This window comes from Ferruginibacter sp. (assembly GCF_049840995.1).
GTDB lineage: Bacteria > Bacteroidota > Bacteroidia > Chitinophagales > Chitinophagaceae > Ferruginibacter.
Genome location: NZ_JASGIP010000004.1, coordinates 707828 through 731246 on the forward strand (window position 1 = coordinate 707828; position 23419 = coordinate 731246).

13 protein-coding genes are annotated in these 23419 nt (G+C 40.6%); all 13 read left to right on the forward strand.

Annotated elements, in window-relative coordinates:
• The first annotated feature begins 6 nt into the window (after positions 1–6).
• Positions 7–2454: a beta-L-arabinofuranosidase domain-containing protein gene (locus QM738_RS13850; RefSeq protein ID WP_462277320.1), complete on the forward strand. Its 2448-nt coding sequence runs from the start codon at positions 7–9 to the stop codon at positions 2452–2454.
• A 57-nt stretch (positions 2455–2511) separates the two neighbouring features.
• A complete protein-coding gene (locus QM738_RS13855; RefSeq protein ID WP_462277321.1) occupies positions 2512–3882 on the forward strand; it encodes an endo-1,4-beta-xylanase in 1371 nt (456 codons plus the stop codon).
• 41 nt (positions 3883–3923) lie between these two features.
• Entirely contained in the window at positions 3924–6509 is a 2586-nt protein-coding gene (locus QM738_RS13860) for a glycoside hydrolase family 2 protein (protein WP_462277322.1), read from the forward strand.
• Positions 6510–6536: 27 nt separating this feature from the next.
• Entirely contained in the window at positions 6537–8612 is a 2076-nt protein-coding gene (locus tag QM738_RS13865) for a galactocerebrosidase (protein WP_462277323.1), read from the forward strand.
• A gap of 28 nt (positions 8613–8640) precedes the next feature.
• Complete coding sequence (locus QM738_RS13870) at positions 8641–11613, forward strand: glycosyl hydrolase 115 family protein (RefSeq protein ID WP_462277324.1); 2973 nt, start codon at positions 8641–8643, stop codon at positions 11611–11613.
• Between the two features lie 19 nt (positions 11614–11632).
• Positions 11633–12775, forward strand: a complete 1143-nt coding sequence (locus tag QM738_RS13875) for a glycoside hydrolase family 43 protein (protein WP_462277325.1) — start codon at positions 11633–11635, stop codon at positions 12773–12775.
• A 33-nt stretch (positions 12776–12808) separates the two neighbouring features.
• Positions 12809–13756: a carboxylesterase family protein gene (locus QM738_RS13880; protein ID WP_462277326.1), complete on the forward strand. Its 948-nt coding sequence runs from the start codon at positions 12809–12811 to the stop codon at positions 13754–13756.
• 19 nt (positions 13757–13775) lie between these two features.
• Positions 13776–15398: a glycoside hydrolase family 43 protein gene (locus tag QM738_RS13885; RefSeq protein WP_462277327.1), complete on the forward strand. Its 1623-nt coding sequence runs from the start codon at positions 13776–13778 to the stop codon at positions 15396–15398.
• Between the two features lie 87 nt (positions 15399–15485).
• Positions 15486–17096: an alpha-L-fucosidase gene (locus QM738_RS13890; protein WP_462277328.1), complete on the forward strand. Its 1611-nt coding sequence runs from the start codon at positions 15486–15488 to the stop codon at positions 17094–17096.
• A 357-nt stretch (positions 17097–17453) separates the two neighbouring features.
• On the forward strand, positions 17454–18773 hold the full coding sequence (locus tag QM738_RS13895; RefSeq protein WP_462277329.1) for an alpha-L-arabinofuranosidase C-terminal domain-containing protein: 1320 nt from the start codon (positions 17454–17456) through the stop codon (positions 18771–18773).
• A 43-nt stretch (positions 18774–18816) separates the two neighbouring features.
• Entirely contained in the window at positions 18817–19167 is a 351-nt protein-coding gene (locus QM738_RS13900) for an alpha-L-arabinofuranosidase C-terminal domain-containing protein (protein WP_462277330.1), read from the forward strand.
• A 50-nt stretch (positions 19168–19217) separates the two neighbouring features.
• A complete protein-coding gene (locus QM738_RS13905; protein ID WP_462277331.1) occupies positions 19218–21176 on the forward strand; it encodes a glycoside hydrolase family 97 protein in 1959 nt (652 codons plus the stop codon).
• Between the two features lie 58 nt (positions 21177–21234).
• A complete protein-coding gene (locus QM738_RS13910; protein WP_462277332.1) occupies positions 21235–23298 on the forward strand; it encodes a glycoside hydrolase family 43 protein in 2064 nt (687 codons plus the stop codon).
• Positions 23299–23419: the final 121 nt, after the last annotated feature.

The window sequence follows — 23419 nt, forward strand, 5'->3', positions numbered from 1 at the left end:
TATAAAATGACAAGTAAAAAATTCATAAAGCAAAAGCCCGGACAGGATTGCAGCAGAAAGAAAACACTAGCTGCAGCAATAATAATACTGCTTACTGTTATTAGCTGTTTTGATGCAAGGGCACAGGATAAACTGTATCCTAACGAATTTCCTTTGCATGATGTCAACCTCCTGTATGGGCCTTTCAAACATGCCCGCGATCTTAATATTGAAGTGTTGCTGAAATATGATGCTGATAAATTATTGGCGGGCTACAGGAAAGAGGCAGGATTGCCTGTAAAGGCTGCATCTTATACCAACTGGAATGGACTGGATGGTCATGTCGGCGGTCATTATTTATCGGCGCTGGCTATGAATTATGCGGCAACAGGTAATGAAGAATGCAAAAAACGCATGCTGTATATGCTGGCAGAACTGAAGGCATGCCAGGATGCAAATACAATTAATAATCCCGGTTGGGGTAGTGGATATGTTGGGGCTGTTCCCGACAGTAAAAAAATATGGAGCACTTTACAAAAGGGGGATTTTACAGCTTTTCGTGCTGCATGGGTGCCCTGGTATAATGTACATAAGATGTATGCAGGTCTCCGGGATGCATGGTTATATACCGGTAACGAAGATGCGAAAATTATTTTCCTGAAATTCTGTGACTGGGGTATTAATATCACCGCAGGACTAACAGAATCTCAGATGCAATCAATGCTGGATACAGAACATGGTGGGATGAATGAGGTTTTTGCAGATGCTTACCAGATGACGGGCGACATAAAATATTTAACTACCGCAAGAAAATTTTCTCATAATATGCTGCTTTCTGCAATGGCAACGGGAATAGATAATCTTGATAATAAGCATGCCAACACGCAGGTGCCAAAAGTTGTGGGTTTTGAAAGGATTGGTGAGTTAGCGGATGACAGCCGGTATAAAAATGCAGGTAGTTTCTTTTGGCAAACAGTTACTGGTACACGTAGTTTGGCATTTGGTGGAAACAGCAGGCGGGAATTTTTCCCAAGTGTTGCAGCATCCGTTGATTTTGTAAGTGATGTGGAAGGACCGGAGTCCTGTAATTCCTATAATATGCTGAAATTAACCGAGGACCTTTTTCGGTCTAACCCTTCTGCAAAATATGCTGATTACTATGAAAGGACATTATATAATCATATTTTATCTACGCAGCATCCTGTTCACGGCGGGTATGTATATTTTACCCCTGCACGACCAAGACATTACAGGGTATACTCCTCTCCCAATGAGGGTATGTGGTGTTGCGTAGGCAGCGGAATGGAAAACCACGGCAAATACACTCAGTTTATCTACACTCATACGAATGATTCTCTTTACTTAAATCTTTTTATTGCTTCATCGCTGAATTGGAAAGAGAAAAAAATAAGTATCCGCCAGCAAACCAGTTTCCCTGAAGAAGAAAAAACAAAGCTGCTAATAACAAGCGGTTCGTCAAAATTTAAGCTGATGGTGCGGTATCCTTACTGGGTTGCAGACGGTGAGCTGAAAGTAACAGTGAATAATAAACAGGTATTGTATAAAGAACATCCTTCGTCCTACATCTGTATTGAACGCTTGTGGAAGAAGGGGGATATAATAATGATTGAAATGCCGATGCATAATAGTATTGAACGGATGCCCAACGTATCAAATTATATAGCGATAATGCATGGGCCGGTGTTGCTGGGTGCAAAAACCGGAACAGAAGATTTAAAAGGTTTGGTAGCCGACGATGGCCGATGGGCGCATATTGCGGGCGGTAAAAAACTACCGCTTGATAAAGCACCTGTTATTGTGGAAGACAATCTTGATGAGATTGCTGCTAAACTTACGCCAGTTGCAGGTCGCCCTTTAACTTTTACTACGGAAAAAATAAAACTCGTCAATTCCGCTGAAGCCGTGCTGGAGCCTTTTTATAAAATTCACGATGCAAGGTATATGATGTACTGGATGGCCTTATCCAATTTGAGTTACCGAGAATACCTTGATTCAATATCTGTTGAAGAAAAAAAGAAAATGGAACTCCAAAAACGTACAGTGGATTTCGTTGCGCCGGGAGAGCAGCAACCGGAAGCAGATCACTTTATACAAAAACAAAATTCCAATACAGGTAATTATCTCGATGAATTTTGGCGGGATGCACGCAATGAAGGTTATTTCAGTTACAGCCTATCTACAAATAACGAAACCAACTTAAGCCTGGTGGTACGCTATTGGGGTAACGAAAGAAACAACCGGAGGTTTGATATTTACATTGATGAGGTAAAGCTGGCGACTGAAGATATTAATAGTAAATGGAACCAGCAGCAATTTAAAGAAGTTGAATATGCCATACCAGATACATTGTTAAAGGATAAAAAAACAATCAGGGTAAAATTCCAGGCCCAGGCTGGTAATACGGCTGGCTCGGTTTACTATGTACGTCTTGCAAGAAAAAGCAACACAGAATAATTATAATCGTGATTAAAGAAATAGATAATGAATAGATAACAATTTAAAATACAATCAATGAATTCAACAGAGTATATGATGATAAAATGTACTAATGCTTTTTTACGAACAGCTGTTGCGATGTGGCTCGTGCTTGCTACAATAAGCCTGCAGGCACAAACCTATCCGCCGTCCTGCGTGATAACAATGCCATTTAATAATGCATATTTTAAAGCAGGTACTGATGTTGATATCCGCGTATATGCAACAGATTTTGGAAAAAGTGCCAATAACGGAACAGTTACTGCCGTGGAGTTTTATAATGGTACTAAACTGCTTGGTAAATCTGTCTCCCAAACTGCTAATATATACAGCTGGTTATGGAAAAACGTACCAGCTGGAAACTATAACATCACTGCCAAAGCAACCAATAATAATAAAGTTTCTTTTACTTCTGTTGGTGTTATCATTACTGTGGGAAGAAATGAGGTCATTCAAAAAGGTTTGAGCGCAGGCAGGGGAAAGTATTTGGCAAATATTCGTCAGCCAGGCGTATCAGTTAGTTATGATACTTACTGGAATGGCGTGACAGCCGAAAATGCCTGCAAATGGGGTTCTGTAGAAGCTGTACGTGGTCAATACAACTGGCGATATGCCGATAGCGCTTATAACTATGCCAAGGAAAGGAATATAATGTTCCGCTATCATGCGGGTGTTTGGGCAAGTCAGTATCCTCAATGGTTGCTTACACTTACAACAGATGAAGCAAGAGCTGAAGTAGTACGGCATCTGAAAACTATTGCAGAACGTTTTCCCTTAGCCGATCAAATAGACCTTTTGAATGAACAACTATTCCAGCATCAGAAAGATAATCAAAAATTCAGGGAACTGCTTGGAGGCCTTGGAACAAAGGCGGATGACTATTCATGGCAGATCTGGCTCTTTGAGCAGGCAAGAGAAATATTTCCCAATACCAAATTGGTATTGAATGATTATGGCCTTGAAGGAGATGCTAAAGCCATTAAAGCGCAACTGGAATTATTTAAAGTATTAAGGGACCGTGGTATTGTTGATGGTTTCGGTACACAGGCACATGCCTTTAATGTTGACAGGCCGTCTGCAGACACCATTAAAGCATCCCTTGATCTTATGGCTACATCAGGGCTGCCTATTTATGTGACGGAACTGGATATGAACGGAGGTGTTCGTGGCCGTCAGCCCAACGATAATTTACAATTGATAAGTTTTAAAAAAGCGTTTCCTGTTTTTTGGGAGCACCCTGCGGTAGCAGGAATTACTTTGTGGGGTTATGTAGTAGGCTCTACCTGGATGACCGGTACCGGGACAGTAAGCAGGGAAGGTGTTGAAAATCCGTCAATGTTGTGGTTAAAAGAATATATGGTCAGCCGGCCTGTTGTCGGATACCCGGCGTATGGAATTAAAAAATGAAAATAAGCCTTTAAGTCTAATTGATTTTTTAAAACAATGATATGCGGATAAATTTTTTCTTAATCATGCTTTTGCTGCACTGCTGGAGTATTGGAATTTGCCAAAACTCCGGGTCTAATGCGCCGGTAAGAGAAAAAATTAATATCAACCGTGAATGGAAATTTAAACTGGGAGATTTTAAAGAAGCAAGTAAGGTGCAATTTGGTGATGCTGACTGGGATAATATACATCTTCCGCATAATTTCAGTATACCCTACTTTCAATCTGCTCAATGGTATACCGGTTACGGCTGGTACAGAAAATATTTTAATGTTCCCGAAGCATGGCACTCCAAAAGAATATCCGTGGAATTTGAAGGTGCATTCAGGGAAGCAGAGATTTTTGTAAATGGTGAGTTGGCTGGTTCTCATAACGGAGGCTATACAGGTTTTTCAATTGACATTACTAAGCAATTAAAAACAGGAAATAATGTACTCGCAGTAAGATTAAACAATAATTACAATCCAAGACTGGCACCCCGTAATGGCGATCATAATTTTACAGGTGGGATTTACCGGGACGTATACCTGGTAATCACTAATGATGTGCACATTACTTGGTATGGAACTTTTGTTACCACACCTGGACTATCAAAAAATTCGGGGCCGGTAAGGGTACAGACCGAAATAAGAAACGATGGAGATAAAGAAAAAAAATATACACTTAAAACAATAATTGCTGATCCCAACGGCAAACCGGTTAGTACTGTTTCATCTCAGCAAAATATTACACCCGGCACAACAGTAATCTTTGATCAAACAACAGATCCCGTCAAAACTCCAAAACTCTGGCACCCGGATCATCCATCAATGTATAAAGTTCTAAGCATTCTGAGCGATGGGAAGAGGGTACTTGACAAATATGAATCTCCCTTTGGCTTTCGCTGGGTAAAGTGGACTGCCGATAGTGGTTTTTTTCTAAATGGGGAGCGCTATTATTTTAAAGGAGCAAATGTGCACCAGGATCATGCAGGTTGGGCAAGTGCCGTAACCAATGCAGCTATTGCACGGGATGTTAAAATGGTGAAGGACTGTGGTATGGATTTTATAAGAGGATCTCACTATCCTCACGATCCGGCATTCTCAGAAGCGTGCGACAATTTAGGCGTATTATTTTGGGAAGAAAATGATTTCTGGGGTTCAGGTGGTAATCAAAAAGAAACGGATAACTGGTATAGCGGAGCCGGGGCTTACCCAGCGAATAAAGAAGACCAGTCATATTTTGAAGAAAGTGTAAAATCTGATTTGAGGGAAATGATACGCATTCATCGCAATCATCCTTCCATTATTGTATGGAGCATGTGTAATGAACCATTCTTTACAGGTTATGGAACAATCGAAAAAGTGCGTTTATTCCTAAAACAACTCACTCAGTTGACACACCAGTTAGATGCTACAAGACTGGTGGGTATTGGTGGTTGTCAAAGGGGTGGCATTGATACACTGGGAGATGTTGCAGGTTATAATGGAGATGGGGCAAGGCTTTTCATTAATCCCAAAATACCAAACGTAGTTACTGAATATGGTTCAACAATTGCAAAAAGACCGGGCAGGTATTTTGCCGGTTGGGGAGATATGGCAAAGCAAAAAGATTCTGTTTTTGCATGGCGAAGCGGTGAAGCACTTTGGTGTGCTTTTGATTATGGTACAAGAGCATCCGGCGATTTTGGATTAATGGGCATGATTGATTATTTCCGTGTGCCTAAAAACCAATGGTATTGGTACAGGAACGAATATGCTAAAATACCACCACCGCCCAATACCGTAGAAGGTACAGCTTATAAATTGAGACTTACTGCCGATAAAAAAATAATAAATGGTACAGATGGGACAGATGATGTATTTCTACTAGTAACCGTCTTGGACAAAGATGGTAAAGCTCTTTCCAATTCTCCTGAGGTTACATTGAAAATAGTTTCGGGACCCGGCGAATTTCCAACTGGTACTTCTATTACTTTCAATAACACATCAGACATCTATATAAGAGATGGAAAAGCCGCTATTGAGTTCCGTAATTATTATGCAGGCAATACAGTTATTAAAGCTTTTTCGCAAGGTTTGCAAAGTGACTCCGTCGCTATTAAAACAATAGGAACGGGTAAATATGTAAAAGGAGTTACACCTGAGATGACTGAGCGACCATATGTCCGCTATGTGCTTAAACAAAATAATGGAGATAGAGCTGCCATTAGCATTGCAGCCCAGAAACCAACCAGAGCAAGCAGTGAAGCAGTCGGTAAAACAGCCAATCTCGCCAATGACAGAGACTCAGCAACAGCATGGCAATCAAACAGCACCGGTGAAATCAAATGGTGGCAGGTGGACTTGGAAAATTTATATACAGTTGCAGAAATAAGGTTGCTGTTTCCTTCAATTGATCCTGTTAGTTATAAAATTGAATTGTCAAAAGATAATCAGTACTGGGAAAAAATCGCAGAGTCCCGTAACACTAACTCGGGCAATAAGCAGAAAGTCCATACCAGCAGCAGCAATTTTACCGGTAGATTTTTGCGCATCACATTTACAGGATATGATGGTAAAGTGGTAACACTTAATGAAGTGGAAATTTTGGGCAAAACAGCTAATTAAAATTATAAAAGACTATTTACTGTAATAATGAGTAGAGTAATAAATACGATGATTGATTCACATATCAGAAAGCTGGTTGGTGGAACTCTTTTTTTTATTATTGCCTGTGCTGTAACATCTCATGCTCAAACTATTATTATTGATGGAAAAGCTGCAGGAAAACGTTTTGATGGGATTGGTGCAGTAAGTGGTGGCGGTGCCACATCGCTTTTACTAAAGGATTATCCTGAACCACAGCGTAGTCAGGTGCTGGATTTATTGTTCAAACCCAAATTCGGCGCCTCCATGTCAGCGTTACTTGTGGAAGTGCCGGGAGATGGTAATTCAACACAAGGTTCAGAACCCAGCCATATGCATACAAAAACAGATGAAAATTATTATCGTGGATATGAATGGTGGATAATGAGCGAAGCAAAAAAAAGAAATCCATCCATTACTTTGGATGCCAATGGGTGGAGTGCACCAGGCTGGGTAGGCAATGGTAAATTCTGGTCGCAGGATATGTGCGATTATTATGCAAAATGGATTAAGGGTTTGAAAAAAATCCATGGGTTGGATTTAGATGCTATTGGGTGCAGAAATGAAAAAGGAGTAAGTAAAGAATTTGTAAAAATATTTCGCACCACTCTCAACGCCGAAGGCTTTTCTAACGTAAAAATTCATGCATTCGATAACTGGACACCTGATAAGTTCAATTGGGTAAAGGACTTGCTTACCGATTCTGCATTAAGAGCTTCGGTCGATATTATCAGTGCACACACCATGTCTGAAATACCAGTTCCCGCAGATGTAATTAAGCTCAGCGACCAACTTAATAAACCTATCTGGAATTCTGAAGAACATAACGCCAGGAAAGGTTATGAAGCGGAAATAAATCTGGTAGAATGGTTCAACAGGAATTATACAGAAAATGGGGTAACCAAAATTGTTAACTGGTTTCTTGTAGGCTCCACCTATGCCATTGAACCCTATTCTGAAAACGCCGCTACCATGATTGCAAGGGAGCCATGGAGTGGATATTACTATACCAAACCTGTTATCTGGGGCTATGCTCATTACGGACAATTCACCAAAGCAGGTTGGAATTACATAAACGGGGCATGTGGTAAACTTGACAAGGGAGGTACTTATGTTACATTGAAATCTCCACAGAATGATTACAGTATAATAGCGGAGACCAGGCTTGCCAAGGAATCACAAAAAATAAGTTTTAAAATTATTGGTGGGCTATCCGGTAAAAAGCTTTGTGTATGGAAGAGCAACGATAAAGAACAGTTTATACGGTTGGCAGACCTGAAACCTGTTAATGGTTACTTTGAACTTACTGTAGAGCCTTACTCTATCTATTCTGTTTCTACAACCACCGGTCAGCAAAAAGGTTCATTTAAAAATATTCCTCCTTCAAAACCTTTCCCCTTTCCTTATTACGAAACATTTGAACAATATAAAGATTTGCAACAGGTGGGATATCTGCCCAGCTATACAGCAGATATAGCCGGAGTATTTGAATTGGCGGAACGGTCCGACAAAAAAGGGAAATGTATTCGACAGATGATAAACGAGAAACCTCAAAGCTGGGCACCTGAATGGTTACCCTATACGATAATCGGCGATTCTGCATGGAATAATTATGATGTTAAAGCAAATGTCTTTATTGAGAATGAAGGGAAGGCCGGCGTTATGGGAAGAGTTACAGGTACAGGAGAAGGATTTGGTTGTAAAGCCTCCGGTTATTATATGTTATTGTCAGATAGCGGGGAGGTTGCGCTTTACATCATTAATATGAAAGAAAAAAAATCTGCAGGCAGATTGCTTGTTAAACATAAGGCAACTGGTATTGCTGCAAACCAATGGCATAATATCATGTTACGTTTTACCAATGATATTATTGAAGGGTTTGTAGATGATATACAGGTTTTAAAGATTACAGATACTACCTATTCACATGGAATGGCAGGCTTAATTACCGGCGAAGTGTCTGAAAAAAAATATACTACTGCTCAATTCGACGACCTTATTATAAAATCAGCTACTGATGAAAAGTTGATACCTCGTACAACAGAGATGAAAGTGTGGCCGATTTATAAAAAAGAAAGTAAATAACTGTAAATAATTAAAATGTATTAAAAGTATGAAGCGTATCAGAATAGCATTCCAGTTGGGTTCAGCGATTTTGCTTGTAGTTCAGTCAGCAGCAGCTCAAATGATAAAAAAAGCTGAATACAGAACTCCCTTGCAATATATCCAGCAGGTAAAATCAACTGGTGCTTTCACTATAGTTGCGGATGGTAGGGCAACAACAATATTTATTGATCCCTCAGATGATAAAGCTGTGATACGTGCAGCAAAAGATTTGGGAGATGATATTAAAAAGGTATCAGGCATACCTGCAGAAATTACAACAGGCAATCCTCAGCCTTCATCTATCATCATCGGTACTATTGGCAAAAGTAAACTGATAGACAGGCTGATTGCCCAGAAGAAAATTAATATTGCAGATATAAAAGGGAAATGGGAATCCTTTCTAATTCAAACCGTAGATGGCAATCTTATAGTAGCAGGCAGCGACAGGAGAGGTACTATTTATGGTATTTACGACATATCTGAAAAAATCGGCGTTTCCCCCTGGTACTTTTGGGCAGATGCACCCGTAAAAAAAAGCAAAGCCCTTTTTGTAAAAGCAGGAAGATATATTCAGGACCCGCCGAAAGTAAAATACCGGGGTATTTTTATAAATGATGAAGCGCCTTCCTTTACTGGCTGGTGTAACACAAGATTTGGTGGCGTTAATTCAAAAATGTACGCCACTATGTTTGAACTGCTGCTTCGCCTCAAAGCAAATTACCTCTGGCCTGCCATGTGGGGCAAAGCTTTTAATGAAGACGATACATTAAATCCTGTGGTGGCAAATGAATATGGTATTGTAATGGGCACATCGCACCATGAGCCCATGATGCGTGCACAAAAAGAATATTCAGTGAGAAGCAAAGCTGTTGGTCCATGGGATTTTGTTACTAATTCAGAGGAATTGAAAAAATTTTGGCAGGAAGGGATAAAAAGAAATAAAGATTACGACAACCTGATTACGATGGGTATGCGCGGTGATGGTGATGTAGCGATGGGCAAAGGAGACGATAAGGAAAATATTAAAACATTAGAGGAGGTAGTGAAGGCACAACGTGAAATAATTAAGAATGTTTATAATAATGACCCTTCAAAATACCCTCAGCTATGGGCTATTTTTACTGAAGTACAGCGTTATTACGATGCCGGTTTAACAGTACCTGACGATGTTACTTTATTATTCTGCGATAATAACTGGGGCTATATCCGACGTACAGAACCGCTCAAAGAAAAAAACAGGAAAGGCGGCAGTGGGTTGTACTACCATATTGATATGAATGGCGGGCCTTGGAACGACAGGTGGATCAATACCACAACAGTTCCAAAACTTCGGGAGCAACTAAATCTTGCCTATCAGACCGGGCTTGATCAGATATGGATTATTAATGTAGGTGATTTAAAACCTAAGGAATTACCTATAGATTTTATTATGCACTATGCATGGAACCCCGATGCTTACCCTGCAAATAAGACATTTGATTATACAGTTGACTGGGCTGCAAAGATATTTGGCCAGCAACATGCTAAAGAAATCGCTGAAATAGTCTCCACCTATCCTAAATATAATCTCTGGCGCAAGCCGGAAGCACAGGTGCCTGGCATTTTTAGTTTGGTGAATCATCATGAAGCCGATAGTGTTATTAAGCTTTGGCAGAATTTGAGCGCAAAGGCCGAAGCATTAAAAGCTCAAATACCTTCTGAAGCACAGGATGCCTATTACCAGTTAGTATTGTATCCGGCCAAAGCCTCTGCAGGCGTCGCGGAAATGTATATAACTGCCGACATTAATAATCTCTATGTAAAACAAGGGAGGACTATTGCTAACGATTATGCGCAACGTACCCGTTATCTCTATACCCTTGATTCGCTGTTAAGCCGGTATTATAACGATACAATGAGTAATGGTAAATGGAAAAACATGATGTCGGATATTCATATCGGTTACAGGCAGTGGTCTATGCCGAGAACTGCTACAATGCCTGCTGTAAAAGATATAACTCCTTTAACAGCATCTGCATGGGGTATAGCCCTGGAAGGAAGTGAAGAATCCTGGCCTTCATCAACAACTAAAGCTGCCCTTCCTGTTTTTGACGGGCTGAAGAAGCCAACCTATTATATTGATGTGTTCAACAAAGGAACAGGTTCTTTTCAGTTTGAGGCAACCGCAAGCCAACCCTGGATAAAACTGAATGTAACTAAAAGAACAGTTTCAACAGAGCAGCGCATCTTCGTAACTATTGACTGGACTTTGCTGAAGGATGGGGAATCATACGGAATGGTGGATCTGAAGAAAGGGGACAGTAGCTTCCAGGTACAGGTCACTGCAGTTCAGGCTACACTTCCGGAATTTAAGGGAACATTCTTTGGTAGCCTCACAGGCGAGTTTGCTATTCCTGCCAGTAAATTCAACGATAAAATACCCGGCAAAGATGCTACATGGGTAGTATTACCCGACCTGGGAAGAGCAGATGCCTGTATGGGTATTTATCCTGTAACAGCACCAAGTGCCACACCTGCAACAGCGCCAAAGCTGGAGTATAAAGTATATATCAATCAGGCAGGAAAAGTTTTCCTGTTACTGGGTATCCTGCCTACGCAGGATGTATCTCCGGAGCGTGGGTTACGGATAGCTGTTTCAATTGATCAAGGAGATACTGTGGTATTAGATGCAAGAAAAGGATTGGTAGATACCTTCAACGAGTACACGCAAAAGAACCTGTCTGATTCCAAAGTGTTGAAGCCGCTTCCTCCGCTTAATAAAGACATTACTTTAATTGGTAATGGCAGGCAGCGCCGTAGTGAAGTATTTGATAATATCCGCTGGCTGGATGTACAATTGGATGTAGCAAAGGCAGGTTTCCATACCATCAAAGTATTTATGATAGACCCTGAATTGGTATTGGAAAAAATTATTGTAAACCCGGATAATAATCATCCAAGTTATTTTGGTGCGCCTGCGGTTGAATTAGGTTCGAAATAAACAATAAATATTGAATAGTATGAATAAAATATTTAAATATCAATTGATAAATCTGCTTACTGTTTGCATATTGTTAACGGCCAAGAGCATTGTGGCTCAAATAAATCCTTTTGGCCTGCCTCAGGCTTCCACGTTCAAAAATGAATTCAAGTATACCAATCCTGTTACAAGAGATACTGCCATTTCAATGCGGGATCATTTCATTATTAAAGTAGACAAGAAGTGGTATTGTGTAGGCACTTCCGAACCGGTGTGGACAGGCCCCAATCCCGGAGTTCGGTTACTGGTGTCCGAAGATTTAATTAACTGGAAACAGCATTCATTTATCATTGATGCAAAAAAACTCCCCCCTGATTGTCCTTATAACGGGCGGTTCTGGGCACCCGAAATTCATTTCATCAAAAATAAATACTATCTGACAGTTAACAGCGGAAAAGTAACAGCAGAAGATCCGAAGGGCATGAAGACACATAGTGTATGGCTGTTTTCAGCCGACAGTGTTACCGGTCCTTATAAGCTGGTGAACGGACCTTTAACGCCCCAATATAATAACGATGCCACTTTATTTGAAGATGAAGACGGACAAACTTATCTCTATTGCAGCGGGAATGGTTTATTCCAGGCAAAAATAGATTTGAATACCGGTACACTTACTACGCCGATTGCGAAGTTCCTGGATAAAAAGCAACCCGGCTGGCCGGAGTGGATGGTAGGTGGTATAGAGGGGCCTTTTGTTATTAAAAAAGAAGGCACCTATTTCATGTTCTTCTCCACCTGGACCCGTGGCTATGAAGTAGGGCTGTTAAAATCAAAATCACCTCTTGGCCCCTGGGAGCTGGCTTCCCCTGAGCCAATTTTTGGTACAAGAAAAAAAGGCTATCGTCCCGAACTGGCTAAGTCCGGCGGTTACGAAAATCTAAAATTCACCGATACGCAGGATCCCTACCAGGAAACAGGACATAATGCATTGTTTATTGGACCAGACGGGCAGCTATGGAATTCCTGCCACTATTTTATGTATGAAAAAAGACCCTATCCCTATAGTCAGACATTCGAAGCATGGGAAAAAACACCGCAAATGGGTATTGAACCCGTGCATTATAAAAAGGGAATGTTTTATATAAACGGGCCGACATGGACGGAGCAAAAGATTCAATATTAAGAAAGATGTGTTGTTGTTGACAAAATTTTTATAATGAAAAATAAAAAAAATATTTACCTCTTGCTGATTGTAATTACAACCTGTATGATCAGCAGGGCGCAAACAAACGTAGCAGATTCCGGTGTGCATCGCCTTATTGCCTTTGCCACCACTATTAACCCGGAGCAACAGGTGCAGCAATCAAAGGAGCTTGCAAAATTATTTACCAAAGAAAATTCAAACCAATGGAGAAGTAAAGGAGATCAGCTTCGCAGTTATTATTTCCAGGCAGCAGGAAGTAATATGCCTTACAGGTTATATGTTCCCGCTACATGGGATGGAAAGACTACACTTCCTCTGGTTGTATTTCTTCATGGGGCCTGGAATGATGAAAGTTCCTATGTAACCGCGAATGATAAACAAATGATCAGGCTGGCTGAACAGTATGGATTTATCTTGGTATCACCGCTTGGTTACAGCAAACTCGGAGGATACGGAAACAGTCTTCTGTTGCCTGCTCTTTTTGGCAAGCCTGCAGAAGTTACAAAGATTATGGCTTCAGTTACAAGTGAAAGAACGCATACCCTTGAATTGAGTGAAATGGATGTTATCAATGTTATCGAGCTTGTTTTAAACGAATATCCTGTAAATGCTTCCGCCATGTATTTGACAGGACACTCAATGGGAAGTGGTGGTACATTATACATCGGTGCGAAATATAACAATTACTGGAAAGCGCTGGCTCCTATGTCGGGACCTTTTGTGGATGAAAAATTATATCCCTGGAACCGTATCAGTACAATACCGGTTTTTATAAGTGAAGGGAATAAATCAACGGCATCTTTGGAAAGCAGCAGATTGCTGGCAACGTGGATGAAAGAACATAATTACAAGGTGGAATACAGCGAAGTGGAAGGAGACCATGCAGGTATGGTTCCTGTTGTCTTGCCCAAGGTTTTTGATTTTTTTAACCGTTGTTATCAAAAGATTAATTCGAAATAAACAATGTAAAATATATTCGATGTTTTTTAAAAATTTAACGGCACTACTTTTTGGGTTACATTTAAGCTGTTGGGTGACTGCACAGGTTTCACAAAAAGTAAAAGATCGTGTATCCCACCAGGATAGTACTAGTTTTACTAACCCTGTAATCTGGGCGGACATTCCGGATATGTCGATCACAAGATCGGGCAGTGATTATTACCTGATCAGTACTACGATGCATTTAATGCCTGGCGCTCCTGTTATGAAATCCAAAGACCTTGTGCATTGGGATATGGCCAGCTACGTCTTTGATAGTTTGCATGATAATTCAAAATACAACCTGCTGGGGGGGACAGTTTACGGAAGGGGGCAATGGGCTTCTTCTATCCGTTACAATAATGGTAAGTACTACGTACTGTTTTCACCAAATGATCAGCCTTTTCGTGCTTATATCTATTCCACCGGCAATCCGGCGGGTAAGTGGGATCTTGTTTCAAGAACAAAACACTTTCATGACGCCTCGCTTTTTTTTGATGATGATGGAAGGGTATATATATTCTCAGGTACAGGAGCTTTACGTGAAATGAAAGAAGATCTTTCCGACGTAAAGCCAGGTGGCGTAGATACAACAGTTTTTAAAAGGGATGCAGATGAAACAGGTTTGCTGGAAGGAAGCCAGGTAATAAAATACAATGGAAAATATTACCTGCTGATGATCTCCTGGCCAAGGAATAAACCCCGCAGGCAGGTTTGTTACCGGGCAGATAATATTGCAGGGCCTTACGAAAAGAAAGTAATACTGGAAGATAACTTTGCTGGTTTTCCTTATTGCGGGCAAGGCTGTATTATTGATGATGCAAAGGGTAATTGGTATGGGTTGATATTCCAGGATCGTGGCGGAGTAGGACGGGTACCTTTATTAATGCCGGTACGCTGGACAGATGGTTGGCCGATGCTGGGTGATGAAAATGGAAAAGTACCCCTGCGCTGGAAAACAGCGCTGAAAACATACGACAATGGTAAACGTATTGTTGAAAGTGATGACTTCTCAAAAAAACAATTAAAACTCCAGTGGCAATGGAACCATAATCCTGTTAACACTGCATGGTCATTAACAGAACGTAAAGGATACCTGCGTCTTAAAACCAGCAGGGTGGTGGAAAATTTATTCGCAGCTCCAAATAGTATTACCCAACGTATGGAAGGACCCCGGTGCAGTGGTACCATATCACTTGACATTTCTAAAATGAAAGATGGTGATGTCGCCGGTCTCAGCGCATTCAATGGCGATGCAGGCGTATTGAGTATAATAATGGAGGGCAATAAAAAATATCTTTCCATGCAAACTAATTCCGTTGTTCTGGACAATTCCACAAAAGCAATAAAAAGTGTTACTGTAAACGAAAAAGAAAAAACAGCAATTACCAGCAATGTGATATATCTGCGTGTTGAGGGAGACTTTAACCTTAATAAAGATACTGCTGCATTTTTTTACAGCTACGACAATAAGAACTGGAAATCAATAGGGGGCTCCTTTAAAATGATATTTGACTACAGGCGCCTTTTTATGGGTACCAAATTCGCCATATTTAATTATGCTACAAAAAATTTAGGAGGGTTTGTGGATGTTGATTTTTTTAATTATAAACTTTTAAACTGAGATACTCTATTGTTCAATAGTTAAAAATATTTAGTGATTATGACCATAAAATATTATTTCTTGAGCCGGGGTATTAAAATAATTGTGTTGCTGTTTTCAGTCGTATCTGTGCGGGCTCAGGAGAACTATATAGCGCCTGTAAGACCAGGCAATGAACCTGTTGCACCAGGGAAATTTGAATCCAGCTGGCAATCATTACAACAATATGAAGTGCCTGAATGGTTTCGTAATGCAAAGTTTGGAATATGGGCACATTGGGGGCCTCAGTGTCAGCCCGGCCAGGGTGACTGGTACGCTCGTTCCATGTATAATGAAGGCAGCCGTCAATACAAATGGCATGTAAAAAATTACGGACATCCGTCAACGTTTGGATTTAAGGATGTGGTGAACAGTTGGAAAGCAGAAAAATGGGATCCTGAAAAATTAGTGGCATTGTATAAAAGAGCCGGTGCACAATATTTCTTTGCCATGGCCAATCATCATGACAATGTTGATATGTGGAACAGTAAATACCAGCAATGGAATACAGTAAATGTAGGTCCGCATAAAGATATCCTGGCAGGCTGGGCTAAAGCAGCAAAGAAAAATAAATTACCCTTTGGCTTAAGCGTACATGCTGCACATGCGTGGTCATGGTATGAAGTTGCACAGCGTTCAGATACCAGCGGAGAATTAAAAGGGCTGCCTTATGACGGCAGACTGACTAAGGCAGATGGTAAGGGTACCTGGTGGGAGGGACTGGATCCGCAGGAATTGTATGCACAAAACCATCCGCTTAGCAGGAACAGTGAAAATATAAACGCAATCCATGGTCAGTGGAACTGGGGCAATGGTGTCACACCGCCTTCACAGGAGTATTGCGAAAAGTTTTATAACAGAACTGTAGATATGATCAACCAGTTTCATCCTGATCTTTTATATTTTGATGATACAGGTTTGCCATTATACCAGGTAAGCGATGCAGGTTTGAAAATTGCGGCGCATTTTTATAATAGCAATATGGCTTTGCATAATGGCAAACTGCAGGCCGTCCTTTTTGGAAAAATCCTTTCTGAAGAACAAAAGAAATGTATGGTCTGGGATGTAGAACGGGGGGCACCAGATAAGATACAAAATATTCCCTGGCAAACCTGTTCATGTATTGGCGACTGGCATTACAATACTTCAGTGTATGAAAATAACCGTTATAAGTCTGCCAGAGATGTAATACATATGCTTGTAGACGTAACAAGCAAAAACGGTAACCTACTATTAAATATTCCTGTTAAAGGCGACGGCAGTATTGATGAAAAGGAAATTGCAGTGCTCGAAGGAATCGCTGCATGGATGGATATTAATAAAGAGAGCATCTTCGGTACACGCCCATGGAAAATTTTTGGTGAAGGCCCTGCAGCAGATAAAGCCAATCCGATCAATGCGCAGGGATTTAACGAAGGCCGGATTAAATTTTCTTCCAAGGACATCCGGTTTAACCAAAAAGGGAAAATACTTTATATCACCCTGTTGGGTGCACCTGATGAAAAAATTTTAATTAAAAATATGGGATTACAAAACAATGCAGATACAATTTTAAAAATTGAACTGCTGGGTAGTAAAGAAAAAGTTATATGGAATAGAACTGAAGAAGGCCTTGAAATAAATAAGCCTGTAATAATTCCCAATGCTATTGCACTGGTATATAAAGTGTATCAAAAATAATTTGGAGAAGGTTTTATAAAACGGTAAACAATGAAACAACAATTAGTTTTTTTTCAATGGCATAAAATGAAAGCCGTGTTTCTTTTTGCATGCATAAATTTTTTTATTATTTCAGCGGGGCAATCACAAACCGGAATTAAGGTACAGCACAGCAAAAAGATAAGCACCGACCTCTTTGGTTTATTTTTTGAAGATATCAATTATGCTGCGGACGGAGGCTTGTATGCTGAACAGGTGCAGAACCGTTCATTTGAATACAGTCCCACCGATAACCGGCAATGGCATTCATTATCTTTCTGGGAATATATCACTCCCGGATTTTCTTACGGTAACCTTAATGTTGAAACAAGTGCTCCCGTGCATATTAATAATCCCCATTATGCAGTGCTGAATATTGAGCATATCGGTACAGTACCTGAAAAAGCCAACCAGGGTCAGCAATCTTTACCTGCATCTATTACCACAGGAAGGCCCGGTGTGGGTATCAGAAACACAGGCTTTGGTAATATGATTACAAAAAATGGGGAACAATTTAATTTCTCTCTGTTTGCAAAACTACTTTCTGATAATCCGGTAGATATGTACATAAGTCTGCAGGACACAAAAGGTAAAGTACTTGCAGAAAATAAACTTACAATCAGTAAAAAAGATTGGATTAAATATAATGCATTGCTCACCGTTACAGGAGAAAGTGACAGCACTCAAATTGTATTGTTAGCAGTTAATAAAGGTAAGCTGGCATTGGACCTGGTTTCTGTTTTTCCTGTCAATACATTTAAAAACAGACAAAACGGTCTTCGTGCAGATTTGGCTCAATTGCTGGCTGATATGAAACCCGCCTTTATCCGTTTCCCGGGTGGTTGTTTGGCACATGGGGATGGAATAGGAAATATGTATCGTTGGAAAAGCACAATTGGACCACTTGAACAGCGTGTGGAACAAAAAAATCTCTGGGGCTATCATCAGACTGCGGGACTTGGTTATTATGAATATTTCCAGTTTTGTGAAGATATCGGTGCCAAACCATTACCTGTACTACCCGCTGCCGTTAGTTGCCAGAATTCTGGAGGTACCTGGCGTATAGGTGGCACCGGTCAGCAGGCATTACCATTGGAAGAAATGCAGGATTATATACAGGATGTATTGGACCTTGTTGAATGGGCCAATGGTGATGTAACAAGTACCTGGGGAGCTAAAAGAGCAGCAGCAGGTCACCCGGCACCATTTAATCTGCAATATATCGGCATTGGTAATGAAGATAAGATTACACCGGAGTTTGAACAGCGTTTTAAAATGATCTTCGAAGCAGTAAAAGCAAAACATCCTGAAATTACTATAATCGGTACAAGCGGCCCTTTTCATTCAGGGGAAGATTATGATAAAGGATGGAAAGTAGCAAACGATCTTAAAGTGCCCGTAGTGGATGAACATTATTACGTACAACCGGATTGGTTAATCAAAAATCAATACCGTTATGATGGATACAAAAGAAATGCTGGAAAGGTTTATCTCGGTGAATATGCATCATGGGGTAACCGTTTAGAAAATGCAGTTGCTGAGGCCCTTTATATGACAGGCCTTGAACGTAACGGTGATGTGGTAAGTATGGCCTCATATGCACCACTGTTTGCCAAAGCAAATTTCACACAATGGAAAACCGATATGATTCTTTTTTGACAATGACGGTTATTACCTCACACCAAATTATTATGTCCAGAAAATGTTTTCTGCAAACAGTGGAGATTACTATATAGATAAAGTAATAACAAAAAATGATACCGATTCCTTGCTCTCGGGATCGTGTGTTTATAACAGTAAATCCGGTGATATTATTATAAAACTGGTGAATGCCGGGAAAGAAAACAAAGCGTTCAAAATAAACCTCGGTGCATTTTCAAAAAATCTCCAGACAGCTACCGTTACACAATTAAGTGGTGCTGCAACTGCAGAAAATTCATTTAAAAAAAGAGAAAATATTATACCGGTTACAACAGTGTTTCAAGCGGCTAAGAAATTTGCGTATTCGGCACCTGCGGTCTCGGTAACGGTTATAAGTATTAAAACAAGATAGAAAATTGAAATAATAACAATTTATAGTCAGTCAGAAAAAATCAAATGGGTATGAAAATTTTTCCCAGGTTAATATTAAGCCTTTTAGGTATGGTGTTTTTATTTAAAAGCTATGCCCAGGACATCAGTGTTTCCAGTCCCGCAAAACAATTAACCTTAAATATAACAGTAACTGATGGCAAACCATTTTATACAGTCGTGTATAATAATAAGACCATGCTAGATAAATCCCCGCTTGGTATTAAGACCAATGAAGGAGATTTCAGTACAGCAATGAAATATAACGGAAGAGAGGATACAATTATTGATAAAACTTATAATCAGGCTAAGATTAAAAAATCTCAGGTACATTATTTAGCCAATCAGCTTACCTGCAATTTTGAAAATGCACAGCAACGTAAAATGAAGATTGTTTTTCGAGTGAGTGATAATGATATCGCCTTCCGGTATGAACTGCCTGCTATGGGACAGCGTTTTGCCTGCGTGGTAGAAAAAGAAGAAACCGGGTATAAATTTCCTGCAACCACCACTACTTTTTTATCACCCATGATGGCTCCAATGACAGGTTATGCACGTACTGCTCCCAGTTATGAAAGTGGGTACCAGGCCGATGCTCCAATGATAAATGCAAATTACCGAAGCGAGGGATTTGTATTTCCGGCTCTTTTTCATGTGGGTAATGACGGATGGATATTACTTTCTGAAACCGGTGTCAGCAGTTTATACTGTGGTGCACATCTTAGTGACTGTTCAAAAGAAACAGGTGTATACACTGTTGAGTATCCTAATCCAAAACAAAATAATGGTTTTGGCAGCAGCGGCGCTGCTATCTCACTACCTGGTGTTACCCCATGGAGAACAATTACTGTTGGCGAGAACCTGAAACCAATCGTTGAAACCACTATTCCATTTGATGTTGTAGAGCCGTTATATGAACCATCACGCAATTATAAATTCGGTAAATCAACCTGGAGCTGGATTGTTTGGCAGGACCCCAGTATGAACTATGACGACCAGGTAAAATATATTGACCTTGCCGCTGCTCTAAAATGGAATTATATCCTCATTGATGCTTTCTGGGATACTAATATTGGTAAAGACAAGATGAAGGAACTGATCAAATATGCCAAATCAAAAAAGATAGGTGTTTTATTATGGTACAATTCCAATGGAGCTGAAAACGATGCCCCGCAGGGCCCAAGAAATAAGATGAGTACGTCGGTAGAGCGCAAAAAAGAAATGCAGTGGCTGCGTGATGCCGGGGTGGCTGGATTGAAAGTAGATTTTTTTGGCGGCGACAAGCAGGAGACAATGCGGCTCTATGAAGACATTCTCTCAGATGCCAACGATTATGGATTAATGATCGATTTTCACGGAGCTACATTACCGAGAGGCTGGGAGAGAATGTATCCAAATTATATCGGAAGCGAAGCCGTTGTCGCATCTGAAATGCTGATATTCTCACAGGGAGTAAGGGACGCTGAAGCATTTAATGCCACACTGCATCCATTTATCCGCAATGCGGTCGGAAGTATGGAATTTGGAGGAGTGCTGTTAAATAAATTCCTTACCAAAAGCAATCAGGGCCGCAATAAACGCCTTACTACAGATGCTTTTCAACTGGCTACTGCAATTCTTTTTCAAAACGCTGTACAGATGTTTGGATTAACACCGAATAATCTGACAGACGTGCCCTCATTTGAAATTGAGTTTATGAAAAAAGTTCCTACTATATGGGATGAAACGGTATTTGTTGATGGTTATCCTGGTAAGTATGTTGTAATAGCGAGAAGACAGGGAAGCAAATGGTATGTAGCTGGTGCCAATGCAGGAAAAGATGTATTGAAGGTTCCACTTAAACTGCCCATGCTGGCAGGTAGAAAGGCCACCCTGTATAATGACGACTTAGAAAAGGCTCCTTACACAAAAGAAATATCAATAAGCGAAACCGGCGAATATGAAATTGAAATACAGCCTAACGGCGGATTTGTGTTAAACAATAATAATTAATTGAACGATGAAGATCAGTATAAAAAAAGCAGGAGTTATAATAATGGCCCTTTTTAGTATGGCTATTATAACCAGGACAAATGCACAGACATGGACACCTGATAATGCTAACGGCACTTATACCAACCCGTTATTCTATGACGAATTTTCTGACCCGGATATTATACGCGTAGGTACGGATTTTTATCTGGCCGGCACTACCATGCATGCCTTTCCGGGCCTGGTAGTATTGCATTCAAAAGATCTCGTAAACTGGGAATTTTCCAGCTATTGCTTTGATAAACTGAATATGGGAGATGACTTTAAACTGGAAAACGGAAAAGAAGCCTACGGACAGGGTATCTGGGCACCTTGCATTCGTTATCACAATGGCACATTTTATATTTTTTCCAATATCAATAAGCACGGTTTGCAGGTATTTATTTCCAGTAATCCTAAGGGGCCGTGGATACGAAAATCTATTGACGCAGAGATATACGATTTGTCAGTATTGTTTGATGATGATGGAAAAGTATATGCAGTACATAAATACGATGAAGTAAAGATGGTTGAATTGAAACCCGATTTCAGCGGAATTGTGGAAGGTACAGAAAAGGTGATCATCCCTAAAGGTAATGCGATGGGTGAAGGACATCATATTTATAAAATAAAAGGCAAATACTATATCATCAGCGCCAACTATTCTCCATCAGGCCGTATGCAGTGTGCAAGGGCGGATAACCCTTATGGACCTTATGAAACAGTCGTGATAAGTACTGATGAGACAATGGGTACTGAACGTGGTGCCGTTGTGCAGAACGTTAGCCTCGGAACGAAAGTACCAGCACCCGGATTTAAATTCAGGATTTCAAAACCCGGAGTCAATGAAATGGGTGCTGTGTCTATGCACCAGGGTGGTGTGGTTGATTTGCCTAATGGTGACTGGTGGGGCTTTTCCATGATGGATGTGTTATCAGTAGGCCGTACTACCTTTCTTTCCCCTGTAACATGGCAGGATGGATGGCCTTATTTTGGTTTGCCTGGTAACCTGGGGCGTTCTCCACGTACGTGGTTGAAACCAAATGTTGGTGTTGAAATAAAACCAACAGCTACCTATATACGAAGTGATGATTTTTCCGGTGCCAGGTTGCAAAATATATGGCAATGGAACCATGAGCCGGTGGATGCTAAATGGAAACTGGACACAAAGAAAGGACGGTTGTTGCTGAACACTCTTCCTGCAGCTGATTTTTTATGGGCTAAAAATACATTAACACAAAGGGTGGTTGGCCCTCAGTCCTATGCTACTGTGCAAATGGATGCTAACGCACTTAAACAGGGCGACTATGCCGGGCTGGCTGTATTGAATATGCCTTATGCTGCTCTTGGCATAATACGTAAAGCGGATGGATATTTTTTGCGTTTTTATGACCAGTATAGTGATAAGACGACAGAACAGAAACTGGCATCGCCCAAAATCAGTTTGCGTATGAACGGCGATTATGAAAAAGACATGGCACAATTCAGCTACAGCACAGATGGAAATAACTTTATCAGCATTGGTGATTCTATTCGTTTGCCCTACCAGTTAAAAACCTTTCAGGGCAGCCGTTATGCACTATTTGCCTATAATACAGATGCAAAAGAAGGAGGTTATGCCGCATTTGATGATTTCACTGTGACAGAGCCTTTTGCTGACCGGTCACAAAATATTCCCGCTGGAAAAATTATTACCCTTACCAACCTTGCAACAGGCAATCAACTATGGGCGAATCCTCATGGCATGCTGCACACCGCCTGGCGTGGTACAAAGGAGGAAAATGGACCAGGCACACAGTTCCGGGTACACGACAGGGGTAAGGGTCGTGTAGTGCTGGAAGCGCTTAATGGTACAGGTTTTTTAACAGTAGTGGGATTAGGGTTGACAGCTGATGTGCGCTTGTTGAAAGACGAATCAGAGGGAAGTTTATTTCAATGGCAGGATATGTTACACAACCAGTGCATGTTGCTGTCATTGAAAACAAACCGCTACGTAGGGCTGGTACCGGAAACAAGAACGCCTTATGCGGCCAACTTTGCCGGTACCCGTCCGGATAGAAAAGATGGGACGGTATTTAGCTGGAAAGTGGTGGAAATGAAGTAATCAATTGTCTTGATTCAGCAATACATTTTGAAAAAGAATAAATGAAAATAATAAATAAGCAATAATAGAGGAAGCAGTATTGGGTGTTAAGTGCTGCCCAGTTTAATAAATTTTGAAAACA